This window comes from Streptomyces enissocaesilis (assembly GCF_039533765.1).
GTDB classification, from domain to species: Bacteria; Actinomycetota; Actinomycetes; order Streptomycetales; family Streptomycetaceae; genus Streptomyces; species Streptomyces enissocaesilis.
The window spans coordinates 79,802-94,322 of the sequence record NZ_BAAAUD010000061.1 but is presented as its reverse complement, the minus strand read 5'-3'; the positions used below and the strand labels follow the sequence as shown (position 1 = coordinate 94,322).

General features: G+C 72.1%; 13 protein-coding genes and 1 pseudogene. 6 read left to right on the top strand and 8 right to left on the bottom strand.

Going from position 1 to position 14,521, the window contains the following annotated elements:
- The first annotated feature begins 13 nt into the window (after positions 1-13).
- Positions 14-1,633 carry an ABC transporter permease gene (locus ABD374_RS30880; RefSeq protein WP_344499935.1) on the top strand — a complete coding sequence of 540 codons (1,620 nt, stop codon included), beginning with the start codon at positions 14-16 and terminating at the stop codon, positions 1,631-1,633.
- Positions 1,633-2,757, top strand: coding sequence for an ABC transporter ATP-binding protein (locus tag ABD374_RS30875; protein ID WP_344499811.1), 1,125 nt, complete (start codon positions 1,633-1,635; stop codon positions 2,755-2,757). Before ABD374_RS30880 ends, ABD374_RS30875 begins: the two co-directional genes overlap by 1 nt.
- On the opposite strand, the gene ABD374_RS30870 is transcribed toward ABD374_RS30875, so the two are convergent.
- Entirely contained in the window at positions 2,689-3,072 is a 384-nt protein-coding gene (locus ABD374_RS30870) for a pentapeptide repeat-containing protein (protein WP_344499809.1), read from the bottom strand. The two genes, ABD374_RS30875 and ABD374_RS30870, sit on opposite strands and share 69 nt — an antisense overlap.
- On the opposite strand from ABD374_RS30870, the pseudogene ABD374_RS30865 reads away from it, so the two are divergent.
- A pseudogene (locus ABD374_RS30865) lies at positions 3,002-3,330 on the top strand (glycosyltransferase); the annotation flags it as partial. The gene ABD374_RS30870 and the pseudogene ABD374_RS30865 overlap by 71 nt on opposite strands.
- On the opposite strand, the gene ABD374_RS30860 reads toward ABD374_RS30865, so the two are convergent.
- The 5 genes from ABD374_RS30860 to ABD374_RS30840 all read right to left on the bottom strand — a co-directional run bounded on the left by ABD374_RS30860 (position 3,316) and on the right by ABD374_RS30840 (position 8,514).
- Positions 3,316-4,443 carry an LOG family protein gene (locus ABD374_RS30860; RefSeq protein ID WP_344499807.1) on the bottom strand — a complete coding sequence of 376 codons (1,128 nt, stop codon included), beginning with the start codon at positions 4,441-4,443 and terminating at the stop codon, positions 3,316-3,318. The pseudogene ABD374_RS30865 and the gene ABD374_RS30860 overlap by 15 nt on opposite strands.
- A 112-nt stretch (positions 4,444-4,555) precedes the next feature.
- Complete coding sequence (locus ABD374_RS30855) at positions 4,556-5,707, bottom strand: hypothetical protein (RefSeq protein ID WP_344499805.1); 1,152 nt, start codon at positions 5,705-5,707, stop codon at positions 4,556-4,558.
- Complete coding sequence (locus ABD374_RS30850) at positions 5,689-6,417, bottom strand: ABC transporter ATP-binding protein (protein WP_344499803.1); 729 nt, start codon at positions 6,415-6,417, stop codon at positions 5,689-5,691. The genes ABD374_RS30855 and ABD374_RS30850 overlap by 19 nt, the downstream gene beginning before the upstream one ends.
- A 226-nt stretch (positions 6,418-6,643) precedes the next feature.
- On the bottom strand, positions 6,644-8,023 hold the full coding sequence (locus ABD374_RS30845; RefSeq protein WP_344499801.1) for an aspartate aminotransferase family protein: 1,380 nt from the start codon (positions 8,021-8,023) through the stop codon (positions 6,644-6,646).
- Positions 8,008-8,514 carry an Lrp/AsnC family transcriptional regulator gene (locus ABD374_RS30840; protein ID WP_344499799.1) on the bottom strand — a complete coding sequence of 169 codons (507 nt, stop codon included), beginning with the start codon at positions 8,512-8,514 and terminating at the stop codon, positions 8,008-8,010. Before ABD374_RS30840 ends, ABD374_RS30845 begins: the two co-directional genes overlap by 16 nt.
- 165 nt (positions 8,515-8,679) lie before the next feature.
- Here ABD374_RS30840 and ABD374_RS30835 point away from each other — a divergent pair, with 165 nt between their 5' ends.
- Complete coding sequence (locus ABD374_RS30835; RefSeq protein WP_344499797.1) at positions 8,680-10,119, top strand: gamma-aminobutyraldehyde dehydrogenase; 1,440 nt, start codon at positions 8,680-8,682, stop codon at positions 10,117-10,119.
- A 105-nt stretch (positions 10,120-10,224) separates the two neighbouring features.
- Entirely contained in the window at positions 10,225-11,388 is a 1,164-nt protein-coding gene (locus ABD374_RS30830; protein ID WP_344499933.1) for a polyamine ABC transporter substrate-binding protein, read from the top strand.
- An 86-nt stretch (positions 11,389-11,474) separates the two neighbouring features.
- Here the strand turns inward: ABD374_RS30830 and ABD374_RS30825 are convergent, their stop codons facing one another.
- Together ABD374_RS30825 and ABD374_RS30820 are read right to left on the bottom strand one after the other, a co-directional pair.
- Positions 11,475-12,182, bottom strand: a complete 708-nt coding sequence (locus ABD374_RS30825; protein ID WP_344499931.1) for a glycerophosphodiester phosphodiesterase — start codon at positions 12,180-12,182, stop codon at positions 11,475-11,477.
- Positions 12,183-12,240: 58 nt separating this feature from the next.
- Positions 12,241-13,269: an adenosine deaminase gene (locus ABD374_RS30820; protein ID WP_344499795.1), complete on the bottom strand. Its 1,029-nt coding sequence runs from the start codon at positions 13,267-13,269 to the stop codon at positions 12,241-12,243.
- A 120-nt stretch (positions 13,270-13,389) separates the two neighbouring features.
- Here ABD374_RS30820 and ABD374_RS30815 point away from each other — a divergent pair, with 120 nt between their 5' ends.
- Positions 13,390-14,127 (top strand): DUF4190 domain-containing protein, encoded by a 738-nt coding sequence (locus ABD374_RS30815; protein WP_344499793.1) that lies wholly within the window; start codon positions 13,390-13,392, stop codon positions 14,125-14,127.
- Positions 14,128-14,521: the final 394 nt, after the last annotated feature.

The following is a 14,521-nucleotide window of genomic DNA, read 5'->3' as shown; positions in this document are numbered from 1 at the left end:
GCGGCTCGGCCTCATGGCCGCGCCCGTCGCGTTCTTCGCGCTCTTCTTCGCCTACCCCGTGACCGCGATCGTGGGGCGCGGGCTCCAGGTGGACGGTGTCTGGCGGCTCGGCCGGATCGGCGAGGTGCTCACCGATCCGGCCGTCCTCGACGTGCTGTGGTTCACCACGTGGCAGGCGCTCGCCTCGACGGCGCTGACCCTGCTGATCGCGCTTCCGGCGGCGTACGTCTTCGCCCGGCTCGACTTTCCCGGCAAGCAGCTGCTGCGCGCCGTGGTCACCGTGCCCTTCGTGCTGCCGACGGTCGTGGTCGGAACCGCGTTCCTGGCACTGCTGGGGCGGGGCGGGCTGCTGGACGAGGTGTGGGGCGTACGGCTCGACACCAGCGTGTGGGCGATCCTGCTCGCACACGTCTTCTTCAACTACGCGGTCGTCGTACGGACCGTGGGCGGCCTGTGGTCGCAGCTCGACCCGCGCCAGGAAGAGGCCGCGCGGGTCCTCGGGGCCGGGCGGTTCGCGGCCTGGCGGCGGGTGACGCTGCCGGCGCTGGTGCCGGCCGTGGCCGCCGCCGCGCTGATGGTCTTCCTGTTCACGTTCACCTCCTTCGGCGTCGTGCAGATCCTCGGCGGGCCCGCCTACTCCACCCTGGAGGTGGAGATATACCGGCAGACCGCGCAGCTCCTGGACCTGCCGACCGCCGCCGTGCTGACGCTGGTGCAGTTCGCGGCGGTGGGTGCGATCCTCGCCGTGCACGCGTGGACCGTACGGCGCAGGGAGAGCGCCCTGAAGCTCGTCGACGCGGCGCGGACCTCGCGGCCGCCGCGCGGGGCCGGGCAGTGGGCGCTGCTGGGCGGCGTGCTGGTGACGGTGGTGCTCCTGGTCCTGGTGCCGCTCGGGGTGCTCGTCGAGCGGTCGCTGGACGGGCCCGACGGGTACGGACTCGGTTACTACCGCGCCCTTCAGTCGGTGGGTGGGAGCGGGGGCACCTTCCTCGTGCCGCCGCTGGAGGCGGTGTGGAACTCGCTGGAGTACGCCCTGGTGGCGACCTCCGTCGCGCTGGTCGTCGGCGGGCTCGCGGCGGCGGCCCTGACCCGGCGCGCCGGGCGGCTCGTGCGCGGCTTCGACGCGCTGCTGATGCTGCCGCTGGGCGTGTCCGCCGTGACGGTGGGCTTCGGTTTCCTCATCACGCTCGACCGGCCGCCGCTGGACCTGCGGACGTCGTGGATCCTGGTGCCGCTGGCGCAGGCGCTGGTGGGGGTGCCCTTCGTCGTACGGACCATGCTGCCCGTCCTGCGGGCGGTCGACGGGAGGCTGCGTGAGGCGGCGGCCGTGCTCGGGGCCTCGCCGCTGCGGGCATGGCGGGAGGTCGACCTGCCGATGGTGCGGCGGGCGCTGCTCGTGGCCGCCGGGTTCGCCTTCGCCGTGTCGCTGGGCGAGTTCGGGGCGACCGTCTTCATCGCGCGGCCCGACAACCCGACGCTGCCGGTGGCCGTGGCGCGGCTGCTCGGGCGGGCCGGGGACCTCAGCTACGGGCAGGCGATGGCTCTGAGCACGATTCTGATGGTGGTGTGCGCGGTGTCGCTGCTGGTTCTCGAACGCGTGCGGCCCGACCGATCCGTATCCGGGGAGTTCTGATGTTGCGGCTGGACGGGGCGACCGTGCGGTTCGGGAAGCGGGCGGCACTGGACTCCGTGGACCTGGAGGTCGCCGACCACGAGATCGTGTGCGTGCTCGGGCCGAGCGGCAGCGGGAAGTCCACGCTGCTGCGGGTCGTCGCGGGCCTTCAGCCGGCGGACGCGGGGCGGGTGCTGCTCGACGGGCGCGACCAGCGCGGAGTGCCGGTGCACCGGCGCGGGGTCGGCCTGATGTTCCAGGACCACCAGCTCTTCCCGCAGCGCGATGTCGGCGGCAATGTCGCCTTCGGGCTGCGGATGCGGGGGGCGGGGAAGGCGGAGCAGACGCGGCGGGTCGCCGAGCTGCTGGAGCTGGTCGGCCTGCCGGGTGCCGGGCGCCGGGCGGTCAGCACCCTGTCGGGCGGTGAACAGCAGCGGGTCGCGCTGGCGCGGGCGCTCGCGCCGCAGCCGAAGCTGCTGATGCTCGACGAGCCGCTGGGCCAGCTCGACCGGGGCCTGCGCGAGCGTCTCGTCGTCGAGCTGCGTCAGCTCTTCGGGCGGCTGGGCACGACCGTACTGGCCGTCACGCACGACCAGGGCGAGGCCTTCGCGCTCGCCGACCGGGTGGTGGTCATGCGCGACGGGCGGATCGCGCAGACCGGTACGCCGCTGGAGGTCTGGCAGCGGCCGGCCTCCGAGTTCGTCGCCCGCTTCCTCGGCTTCGACAACGTCGTCGCGGCGACGGTAGGTGGCGAGGCCGCCGACACGGTGTGGGGCAAGGTTCCCGTCCCGGCCGGCTCGGCGCAGGGCGAGAGCCGTCTGCTGGTCCGTCCGGCGGGCGTCAGGATGGTCCCGGCCGCGGACGGGCTGCCCTGCACGGTCACGGCGCGCACCTTCCGGGGCAACCACGTCGCCGTACTGCTGCGGCCCGCGGACGGGCCGGAACTGGAGGCGGAGTGCGCGCCGCGGGACGCGCCCGAGGTGGGGGCGCAGGTGAGTGTCGCCTTCGCCGTGGAGGACGTCGTGGTGCTGGAGCCCCCCGCGTCAGGTTCGTCGGGTGACGTGCCGGGTGGCGCGTCAGGCGACGACGAGGCCCAGAGCGCCGGCGATCACGGCGGACTGTTCAAGGCCGACCGTCGCGCCTGACGGCTCCACCGTCAGCGGGTCCAGGGCCGGCAGATCGCTGCCGCGCAGGTCCGCGCCGGTCAGCCGGGAACTGTGCGGCATCGCCCCGGACAGGTCCGTCCCGGTCACGCTCGCCTTCTCCGGCCGCGCGGCCGTCAGGTCGGCCTCCCGCATCCGCACGCCGTCGAGGACGGCCCCGCGCAGGCCGGCGCCCGGCAGACCGACGGACGGCCAGTCCCCGCCGTTCACCTGGAAGAGCGTGAACGCCGCCGCCGATGTCTTCGCGATGCCGTGCCGCACGCGCAGGCGCGTGCTGGAGGCCGAGGGGCTCGGCATCGCCTTCCTGGAGGCGGCCGCCGCCGGACTGCCGGTGCTGGTGGGCGACTGGGGCGGCGCGCCGGACGCCGTACGGGACGGGGAGACGGGGTACGTCGTCGACGGGCGGTCGGGGACGGCCGTCGCGGAGCGGCCGGCGCGGATGCCCCCCGACCTCCTCCTCGCCCGGTCGACGGGCGGGAAGGGGCGGCACTGGTGCGTACGGAGTGGGGCTGGGACCGGTCGTACGAGCGCCCCGCCGGGTTACCCGGCGGCTAGCCGGGCCAGCGCCGCCGGCGCCTCTTCGACGGTGTCGACCAGGGCGATGCGAGACTCCATCGGGCGGGCCTTCGCCAGGGACCGGAGCAGGGGCCAGGCGGGGAGCCTCTCGGTCCAGTGGGCGCGGTTCACCAGCACCATGGGGGTCGGTTCGCCGCGCGACTCGTAGTAGTTGGGGGTCGCGTTGTCGAAGATCTCCTGGACCGTGCCGGCCGCGCCGGGCAGGAAGACGACACCGGCGTTGCAGCGCGCGAGGAGGCCGTCCTCGCGGGTGGCGTTGGCGAAGTACTTGGCGATGTGGCCGGCGAAGGCGTTCGGGGGCTCGTGGCCGTAGAACCAGGTGGGGATGCCGATGGAGTCGCCGCCGGACGGCCAGCGGTCACGGATCTCGAAGGCGGCGCGGGCCCAGTCGGTGACGGAGGGGGTGAAGGACGGGACCTTGGCGAGGAGCTGGAGGGCGTCGTCGAGTACGGCGTCGTCCCGGAGGGGGGCCAGGTACGCGCCGAGGTTCGCCGCCTCCATCGCGCCGGGGCCGCCGCCGGTGGCGACGGTCAGGCCGCTGCGGGCGAGGGTGCGGCCGAGGCGTGCGGCGCCGGCGTAGGCGGTGGTGCCGCGGGCCATGGCGTGGCCGCCCATGACGCCGACGACGCGGGCGCCGACGAGGTGTTCGTCGAGGGCGTCGGAGACGGCGTCGTCGTGGAGTGAGCGGAGCATCGAGGCGAATATGTCGCCGTCGGCCCCGGTGCGCTGGAACCAGGCGTACGCGAGGGCGTCGGGGGTGGCGTCGTACCCCTGCTCCAGGTGCTCGAAGAGGGTCTCGGCGGTGTAGAGCAGCCCGCGGTACGGGTCGAAGGGCAGGTCGGGGACGGGCGGGAAGACGAGGGCGCCGTCCGCGCGGACCTTGGCGAGGCCGTCGGGGTGCATGGGGCAGCCGAGGAACACGGCCCCGGAGGTGGTGACGGCGAGGAGGTCGGGGGTACGGGCCGTCAGGTCGACGGCCTGGACGCGGTAGCCGCCGAGCGAGCCGCGCGCGACGACGGCGTCGAACTCGGCGAGGGTCTCGATCTCGTGGTCGTGGTCGTGGCGGGCGTCGGGGTCCGTGAGGTGGGGCACGCGACGATGCTAGGCGGTGGGCGGTGCGGCGCGTCACCGGGGGGAGCGGGGCCCGGGACGGGCCCGGCCCCCGGGGCGGGGTCGTTCGGGCGGGACGTGGGCCGGGCGGGGATCAGGAGGTCAGGGGGAGGGCCGCCAGGACGGCCAGGGCGCAGGTCACGGGGGTGAACACGGTCAGGACGGCGGTCGCTCTCAGGGCCGCTGCCGTACGGAGGGCCTGGGCGGGGGCGCCCATGCGGGCCAGGGTCTCCGTGGTGGCCGTACGGGCGTGCTTCGCCTCCAGGGCCGCCATCAGCAGCGTGGCGACCGTGCAGCCCGTCACGAGCGCCGCGCCCAGACCGGTCAGGGGGCCGAAGGGGGCGGAGCCGGCGTCGCGCAGGGTCGCCGCGGCGATCGCCGCCGACGCCACCGCGCACACCACGCCCAGCGGGCGGCCGATCCGGCGGGCCTCGTCCATCAGGACGCGGCCCGCGAGCAGCCGCACCGCGCCCGGGCGGGCGCACTGGAGCAGGCGGCCGGCGAGGTGGGTCAGCCCGGGGCCCGCGAGGGCGAGACCGAGGGCGGTCAGGGCCCAGCCGGCCAGGACACCGGGCGGGACCGCGTCCAGCCGGCCCGGCAGCGGGAGCGGCGCGCCGGGGGCGCCGCGGCTCGCGTAGGTCTCGACCGCGAGGCCCGCGGCGACGAGGGCCACCCCCCACGGCAGACCGGCGGGGGACAGGGGCGCGGCGGGCTGCTCGCCGGTGCGCTTCGGGCGGCGCGGGCGCAGCGCCACGGCGCTCGCGGCCGCCGCCGTGACCGGCACCAGGCTCAGCAGGGTGAGCACGGCGGCCGACGGCAACGGCCGGCCCGCGGCCAGCAGTCCGGCCGCCGCACCGTCGAAGGGCAGGCGGACGAGACCGCCGCGCAGGTGGAGGAAGAGGAGGAACGCCAGCGCGCTGCCCAGGGCGCAGGAGAGCGCCGTGGACACGGCAGCGAGCATCGCGAGGCGGGCCGGGCCGAGACCGACGGCGGAGAGTCCCGCGCGCGGCGGGTCGGTGCCGGGTTCGGTACGGGCCACCGCCACCGCGAAGTACACGGTGGCCGCGAGCGGGGCCAGGCACCAGAGCAGGCGCAGCCCGGAGTCCCCGGACTGCGCGGGATGGCCCATCGCGTACCCCAGGGTGCACAGGAGGAGGAACCCCACGCCGCCCGATGCCACCGCGACCAGCAGTCGGCGCAGCAGGACCGGCGGGCGGGTGCCGCGGGCTAGACGGAGAGCGAGCACGCGGCCCGGCCTTCCGCACCGTCCGCCTGCACGGGGGTGACACGGTGCCCGTCGAGCAGCGACACCGTGCGGTCCGCGAGCATCGCCACCTCCGCGTCGTGCGTCGCGAGGACGACCGTGATGTGGTGCGAGCGGGCCGCGGCGGTGAGTGTGCGCAGCACCTGGGCCCGGTCCTTGCGGTGCAGCGGCGCCGTCGGCTCGTCCGCGAACAGCACCGTCGGCGTGCTGACCAGCGCGCGGGCGATGGCGATCCGCTGGCGCTGGGACTGCAGGAGCACGGCGGGCCGCTTGCGGGCGACGGCGCCGATGTCGAGCCGCTCCAGCCACTCCATGGCGGTCTTCTTCGCGGCGCGGTGCGAGGTGCCGTGCAGGAGGAGCGGCAGGGCCGCGTTCTCCCAGGCGTTCAGTTCCGGCAGGAGCCGGGGTTCGGGGTCGATCCAGCCGAACCGGTCGCGGCGCAGCCGCTCGCGCAGCACGGGACTCATGGTGTGCACGGGCGCGCTGTTGAACCACACTTCGCCCTCCTCGGGGACCAGCTGGCCGGAGAGGCACTGGAGGAGGGTGGTCTTGCCGCTGCCGCGCGGGCCCTCGACGGCGAGGATCTCGCCCTCGCGCACACCCAGCGAGACGCCGGTGAGGGCGGGGGAGCCGCTGTGCGAGTAGTGCAGGGAGCGTGCCCAGAGCACATCGTTGTCGGGCGGGGCCACCATGGCGTACACCTCACGTCTTGAATGTCACAGCGCGTCTTGAGTGTCACAGCAGATATCCCGTTCCCCCGTATGGCGGAACGAAGACGGGGCCGATCGGTCACTGGGCACCGTAAGTATTCAGGACGTGGTGGCGTGTCAAGCGCGCGGCCCGGATACGTCCGTTCTCACTCGAACGGGCGAATCCGGGCCGCGCTGGGGTCATACGATCAGAGCAGTCTCACTTGGCTCAGAGCTTGGTCCAGGCCTCCGTGAGCACCTGACGCATGATGCCCTCGATCTCGTCGAAGGTCTCCTGGGTGGAGATCAGCGGCGGGGCGAGCTGGACGACCGGGTCGCCACGGTCGTCGGCGCGGCAGTACAGGCCGTTCTCGAAGAGGGCCTTGGAGAGGAAGCCGTAGAGCACGCGCTCCGTCTCCTCGTCCGTGAAGGTCTCCTTCGTGGCCTTGTCCTTGACCAGCTCGATGCCGTAGAAGAAGCCGTTGCCGCGGACGTCGCCGACGATCGGCAGGTCGTTCAGCTTCTTCAGCGTCGAGAAGAACGCGTCCTCGTTGTCGAGAACGTGCTGGTTGAGGCCCTCGCGCTCGAAGATGTCGAGGTTGGAGCAGCCGACCGCCGCGGAGACCGGGTGGCCACCGAAGGTGTAGCCGTGCAGGAAGGTGTTGTCACCCTTGTAGAACGGCTCGGCGATACGGTCCGAGATGATGCACGCGCCGATCGGGGAGTAGCCCGACGTCATGCCCTTGGCGCAGGTGATCATGTCCGGTACGTAGTCGAACTTGTCGCACGCGAACATCGTGCCGAGGCGGCCGAAGGCGCAGATGACCTCGTCCGAGACGAGCAGCACGTCGTACTTGTCGCAGATCTCGCGGACCCGCTGGAAGTACCCGGGCGGCGGCGGGAAGCAGCCGCCGGCGTTCTGCACCGGCTCCAGGAAGACGGCCGCGACGGTCTCGGGACCCTCGAAGAGGATCTCCTGCTCGATCTGGTCGGCGGCCCAGCGGCCGAAGGCGACCGGGTCGTCACCGTGGATCGGCGCGCGGTAGATGTTGGTGTTCGGGACCTTGTGCGCGCCCGGTACGAGCGGCTCGAAGGGGGCCTTCAGGGCCGGCAGGCCGGTGATGGACAGGGCGCCCTGCGGGGTGCCGTGGTAGGCCACCGCGCGGGAGATCACCTTGTACTTGGTGTAGTTGCCGGTGAGCTTGTGGTACTGCTTCGCCAGCTTCCACGCGGTCTCGACGGCCTCGCCACCACCGGTGGTGAAGAAGACCTTGTTGAGGTCGCCCGGAGCGTAGTTGGCGAGGCGCTCGGCCAGCTCTACGGCCTTGGGGTGGGCGTACGACCAGACCGGGAAGAAGGCGAGTTCCTGAGCCTGCTTGTACGCGGTCTCGGCGAGCTCGTGACGGCCGTGGCCGGCGTTCACCACGAAGAGGCCGGAGAGGCCGTCGAGGTACTTCTTGCCCTTGTCGTCGTAGATGTAGGTGCCCTCACCACGCACGATGGTGGGCACGGGTGCGTTCTCGTAGGACGACATGCGGGTGAAATGCATCCACAGGTGGTCGTACGCGGTCTTGGAGAGGTCCTGGCTCACGACTATCGGGTTCCCCACATATAGGTCTGCTTCTTCAGCTTGAGGTAGACGAAGCTCTCGGTGGATCGCACGCCGGGGAGCGTCCGGATCCTTCGGTTGATCACTTCGAGCAGGTGGTCGTCGTCCTCGCAGACGATCTCCACCATGAGGTCGAAGGAGCCCGCGGTCATCACCACGTACTCGCACTCGGCCATGGCCGTGAGCGCTTCGGCGACGGGGTCGAGGTCGCCCTCGACGTTGATGCCGACCATGGCCTGCCGCCGGAAGCCCACGGTGAGCGGGTCGGTGACGGCGACGATCTGCATCACGCCCTGGTCGAGCAGCTTCTGCACGCGCTGGCGCACGGCCGCCTCGGAGAGGCCCACGGCCTTGCCGATGGAGGCGTAGGGACGGCGTCCGTCCTCCTGGAGCTGCTCGATGATCGCCAGAGACACGGCATCGACCGTTGGGGACGAGCCGTTCCCGGTTCTGGAATCTGCGCTTCTACTGGCCACCTCTTCACTGTGCACGACGTCTCGGCCGTTCCGCAACCCCAAACCGATGAAATTCGTTGTTTGGAGCCTCCGATCTTGCTGAATCCGAAGTTCCCGGCATACGGGTATGTCGAAAGCGATACCCGAGCGACTAGGGTGGGGATCTCAGCAATCGGACATCCGACCAGGGAAGGGGTGGCTGTGACCACCGAACTGCGCCGCCTGCGCAACTACATCGACGGAGAGTTCCGCGACGCCGCCGACGGGCGGACCATCGACGTGGTCAACCCGGCCACGGGCGACGTGTACGCCACCTCGCCGCTCTCCGGCCAGGAGGACGTCGACGCCGCCATGGCGGCCGCCGCCGCGGCCTTCCCGGCCTGGCGCGACACCACGCCCGCGGAGCGCCAGAAAGCGCTGCTCAAGATCGCGGACGCCTTCGAGGAGCGCGCCGAGGAGCTGATCGCGGCCGAGTCCGAGAACACCGGCAAGCCGCTCGGTCTCACGCGGACCGAGGAACTGCCCCCCATGGTCGACCAGATCCGCTTCTTCGCAGGCGCGGCCCGGCTGCTCGAAGGCCGCTCGGCCGGCGAGTACATGGAGGGGCTGACCTCCATCATCCGCCGCGAGCCGGTCGGCGTCTGCGCGCAGGTCGCGCCGTGGAACTACCCGATGATGATGGCCGTGTGGAAGTTCGCCCCGGCGCTCGCCGCGGGCAACACGGTCGTCCTCAAGCCCTCGGACACGACTCCGGCGTCGACCGTCCTGATGGCCGAGATCATCGGCTCGATCGTTCCCAAGGGCGTCTTCAACGTCGTCTGCGGCGACCGTGACACCGGCCGCGCGATGGTCGAGCACCCCGTCCCGGCGATGGCCTCCATCACCGGTTCCGTACGGGCCGGCATGCAGGTCGCCGAGTCCGCCGCCAAGGACGTCAAGCGCGTCCACCTGGAGCTGGGCGGCAAGGCGCCGGTCGTCGTCTTCGACGACACCGACATCGCCAAGGCCGTCGAGGACATCTCGGTCGCGGGCTTCTTCAACGCCGGCCAGGACTGCACCGCCGCGACGCGCGTGCTCGTACAGGAGTCGATCCACGACGAGTTCGTGACCGCGCTGGCGAAGGCCGCCGCCGACACGAAGACCGGGCAGCCGGACGACGAGGACGTGCTCTACGGCCCGCTGAACAACGCCAACCAGCTCAAGCAGGTCAGCGGCTTCATCGAGCGCCTCCCGGCCCACGCCAAGGTCGAGGCGGGCGGCGAGCGGGTCGGCGACAAGGGCTACTTCTACGCCCCGACCGTCGTCTCCGGCCTCAAGCAGGACGACGAGATCATCCAGAACGAGGTCTTCGGCCCCGTCATCACCGTCCAGTCCTTCACGGACGAGGCGCAGGCCCTGGAGTGGGCCAACGGCGTCGACTACGCGCTGGCGTCCTCGGTGTGGACCAAGGACCACGCGCGGGCGATGCGCATGTCCAAGAACCTCGACTTCGGCTGCGTGTGGATCAACACCCACATCCCGCTGGTCGCGGAGATGCCGCACGGCGGCTTCAAGAAGTCCGGTTACGGCAAGGACCTCTCGGCGTACGGCTTCGAGGACTACACGCGCATCAAGCACGTGATGACCTCGATCGAGGGCTGACCGGGACGCTGTTCCAGGAGGGCGGGCGATAGACAGACTGTCTATTGCCCGCCCTTCGCGCGTGGGACGAGAGTGGACGACATGAGTGATCTTGGCCGTGCCCGTGTGTCACGTCGTACGCTGCTCCGCGGATTCCCGGCGGCCGGCGCGCTGGCCGCGCTCGCCGGGTGCGGGGTGCCGGCGGCGTACGTCGAACCGGGCGACCGGGCCGCCGCCGACCGGTCGGAGCGCGACCACAGCCTTCGGTTCGCCAACTGGCCGCTCTACATCGACACCGACGACGGGAGCGCGTCGCGGCGGCCCACCCTCGACGCCTTCACCGAGCGGACCGGGATATCCGTCCGCTACACCGAGGAGATCAACGACAACGACGAGTTCTTCGGGAAGATCAGCCCCGCGCTGATGAACCATCAGGAGACCGGCCGCGACCTGATCGTCATCAGCGACTGGATGGCCGCCCGGTTCGTACGCCTGGGCTGGGTGCAGGAGATGGACCGGGCGAAGCAGCCGAACGTCGCCCGGTACCTCGATCCGCAATTGCGGACGCCCGCCTTCGACGAGGGGCGGCTGCACTCCGTGCCCTGGCAGTCCGGGATCACCGGCATCGCGTACAACCGCAGGAAGCTCGGCCACGACATCCGCTCCACCTCCCAGCTGTGGGCCGACGACCTGCGCGGCAAGGTGACGCTCTTCTCCGGACTCGACGAGAGCTTCGCACTGCTGATGCAGGGCAACGGCGCCGACGTGACGCGCTGGACCGCCGACGACTTCCACGCGGTGTGCGAGCAGATGGAGAAGCTGGTCAGACGCAAGCACATCAGGCGCTTCACCGGCAACGACTACATCAAGGACCTGGCGAGCGGCGACGTCCTGGCGTGCCAGGCGTACTCGGGCGACGTCGTCCAGCTCAAGGCCGACAACCCCGACATCGAGTTCGTGGTGCCGGAGGAGGGGGCGGAGCTGTGGGCGGAGAGCCTGATGATCCCCAACCTCGCCCGCCACAAGCGCAACGCGGAGAAGCTCGTCGACCACTACTACGCGCCCGAGGTCGCGGCGGAGCTGGCCGCCTGGGTCAACTACGTCTGCCCGGTGCCGGCCGCGCGCGACGTCCTGGCCTCCGCCAAGGACGAGGGGACCGCCGCACTCGCCGAGGACCCGCTGATCTTTCCCGACGACGTGATGCGGGAGCGGCTGGCGATCGCGCGGGACATCACGGCGCAGGAGCGCGTGGGGTTCGCGAAGAAGTGGAACACGATCGTCGGTCTGTAGCCCCGGGGGATCCGCACGCGGGCGTGGTGCGCGGTGCCCGTGCGGATTGCGTCCATTCGGCCGTCCTGCCGCAGGGGCCGACTCGCCTAGGGGCGAGGGCCCTCGGTGAGCGCGCACAGGACGTCGATCCGGTTGGTGGTGATGGAGTCGACGCCGCGGCCGATCAGGCGGCGCATCGTGAGCCCGGTGTCGGCGGTCCACGCGGAGACCAGCAGCCCGTCCCGGTGCACGCGGTCCGTCAGGTCGCGGCCGATCAGCCCGAACCGGTAGTTGAGCCAGCGGGGCTTCACCGCGTCGAGCAGCGTGGCGGGGGGCGGGGTGAGGGTCGTCCAGGTCATGGCGATCTCGGCGCCGGGGTCGGCGGCGCGTACGTCCGCCATGGCGGAGACGCCCCCGCAGTAGTACACGCGCTCGCCGGCCCCGGACTCGCGGACGACGCCGACCACCGTGCGCACCGACCCGGCGGTGGCCCCCGGCAGGTCGATCATGAGACGGCGGTCGCCGGCGGCGTGCAGCGCCTCGCGCAGGGTGGGCACGCCGCCGCCGGTGAGCTCGCGCAGGTCCTTCCCGGTGACGGACCCGAGCAGCCGGTCGTGGCCCCACAGCCGCTTGAGCGAGTCGTCGTGCAGCAGCACGGGAACGCCGTCGCGGGTCGGCCGGACGTCGATCTCGACGGCGTCCGCGCCCCGCTCCACCGCGGAGCGGAGCGAGGCGAGGGTGTTCTCACGGAACCGGTACGGGTCGCCGCGGTGAGCCACGGCGGTGACGGCGCGCAGGGACCGCGTGGAGCGCATGGACCGCCCGGACGCAGACCCGGACATGGAAAAGGACATGGGCCCATTGTCCGGGGCGTTACCGCCGCGCGAGCCAGTCCGCGGTGTACGCGTCGATCTCGGCGGCGATCCGCGCCTTGCCCGCCGGGTCGAGGAAGGACGCCTCCACGGCGTTCCTGGCGAGGCCGGCGACCCCGTGCTCGTCGAGGCCGAGCAGACGGGCCGCCACCCCGTACTCGCTGTTGAGGTCGGTGCCGAACATCGGCGGGTCGTCGCTGTTGACGGTGACCAGCACGCCCGCGTCCACCATCTCCTTCAGCGGGTGCTCGTCCAGCGTGGCCACGGCGCGCGTCGCGATGTTGGACGTCGGGCAGACCTCCAGCGGGATGCGGTGCTCGGCCAGGTGGGCCAGCAGCCCCGGGTCCTGGACGGCGCTGGTGCCGTGGCCGACGCGCTCGGCGCGCAGGTCGTTCAGCGCGTCCCAGATCGTCTGCGGCCCGGTCGTCTCGCCGGCGTGCGGCACCGAGCGCAGCCCGGCCGCGATCGCCCGGTCGAAGTACGGCTTGAACTGCGGACGCGGTACGCCGATCTCGGGGCCGCCGAGACCGAACGACACCAGGCCCTCGGGGCGCAGGTCCACGGCCAGCCTCGCCGTCTCCTCCGCCGCCTCCAGGCCGGCCTCGCCGGGGATGTCGAAGCACCAGCGCAGGACGGTGCCGAGTTCGGCCTCCGCCGCCCTGCGGGCGTCCTCGATCGCCTCCATGAAGGCCTTCTCGTCGATGCCCCGGCGGGTCGAGCTGAACGGCGTGACGGTCAGCTCGGCGTACCGGATGTTCTGCCTGGCCATGTCGCGGGCGACCTCGAAGGTCAGCAGCCGGACGTCCTCCGGGGTGCGGATCAGGTCCACGACGGAGAGATAGACCTCGACGAAGTGCGCGAAGTCGGTGAAGGTGAAGTAGTCCGCGAGCGCCTCGGGGTCGGTCGGGACCCTGGAGTCGGGGTGGCGGGCGGCCAGCTCGGCGACGATGCGGGGCGAGGCGGATCCGACGTGGTGCACATGCAGTTCGGCCTTGGGCAGCCCCGTGATGAAGGGGTGCAGATCGGTCATCGGATCCTCCGGATGTGCGGGTCGTACGGGCCCTGGGGGGCGGTTCAGAGGTCATCGTAGGCGGGCGGTACGGCCCGGAAAGCAGGCCGTAGCATGACGGAACCACGATGGGGGAGGCACATGTCGGACAACGCACAGCACCCCTCGGGCCCACAGCCCGAGCGGCCGCGGGATCCCTGGGCGCCGCCCGAGCACACGGTGCCGCCGGGCAGGCCGCAGGCCGGTCCGCCTCCGGTGCACGACCAGCAGACGATCACGTCGGTGCCGACCGGGGAACCGGCGCCGGGCTTCGGCCCGAGTACGGGAACGGGCGCCGCGGGGGCGGGAACGGGCACGGGCGCCGCCCCGGAGCAGGGCGCGGTACCGCCGCCGCCCCTCGCCCCCACCGGCCCGGCGCAGGCCCCGCCCGGCGAGTACGGCTACCCGGCCTACCCGGCGCCGCAGGCCCCGGCCCCGTACGGCGCCGGCGGCTATCCCGGATATCCGGGATACGGCGGCCCGGCCGGCTGGGCCGGACAGCAGGGCCCGGCGAACGGCTTCGGCATCACCGCGATGGTGCTCGGCATCATCTCCGTCACGTTCTTCTGCGCCTACGGCCTCGGCATCATCCTCGGCATCCTCGCGCTGATCTTCGGCATCCTCGGCCGCAAGCGCGCCCAGCGGGGCGAGGCGACGAACGGCGGCATGGCGCTGGCGGGGATCATCCTCGGCATCGTCGGTTTCGTGGCCGGCGCGGCGTTCATCGCGTTCATCGTCTGGGTGGTCGTCCAGTCCGAGAACGAGCGCGACAAGGAACTCGACTCGTACGACCCCTACGCGCACTCCTCGCTGGTGGTCGAGGCCCCCGCCCGGGGCTAGGGCGGGGGCCGGCCGGTCCTCCCTCTCCCCGTCCCACCTCGCGGACATCCCGCGGGCGCCCTGCGGACCGGATTCCCGCCCGGAGAATCCGGCCCGTCCGGCGTCGGAGGACGTCCGGCCGGGCGCGGGGGAGGGGAAGAACACCGTCGGCACCCGCTTCACCTGGGGTTTCGCCCGCTAACGTGGCCATGCCACGCCATTTCGGCGCGCGCCACGGACACTCCGTACGGTATTTCCTCCTCGACGCGACACATGGTCGACCGATTCCGTCGCGTAACCAAAAGGCAACAACGGAATCCCTTGTTGACCCTCTGTGGCTCTGTCAGGATCGGCACTCAAATCCAGCTGGAGCTACGCCGACACCCGCTGAGCGGGGAGAACGGCGGAGGAGAGC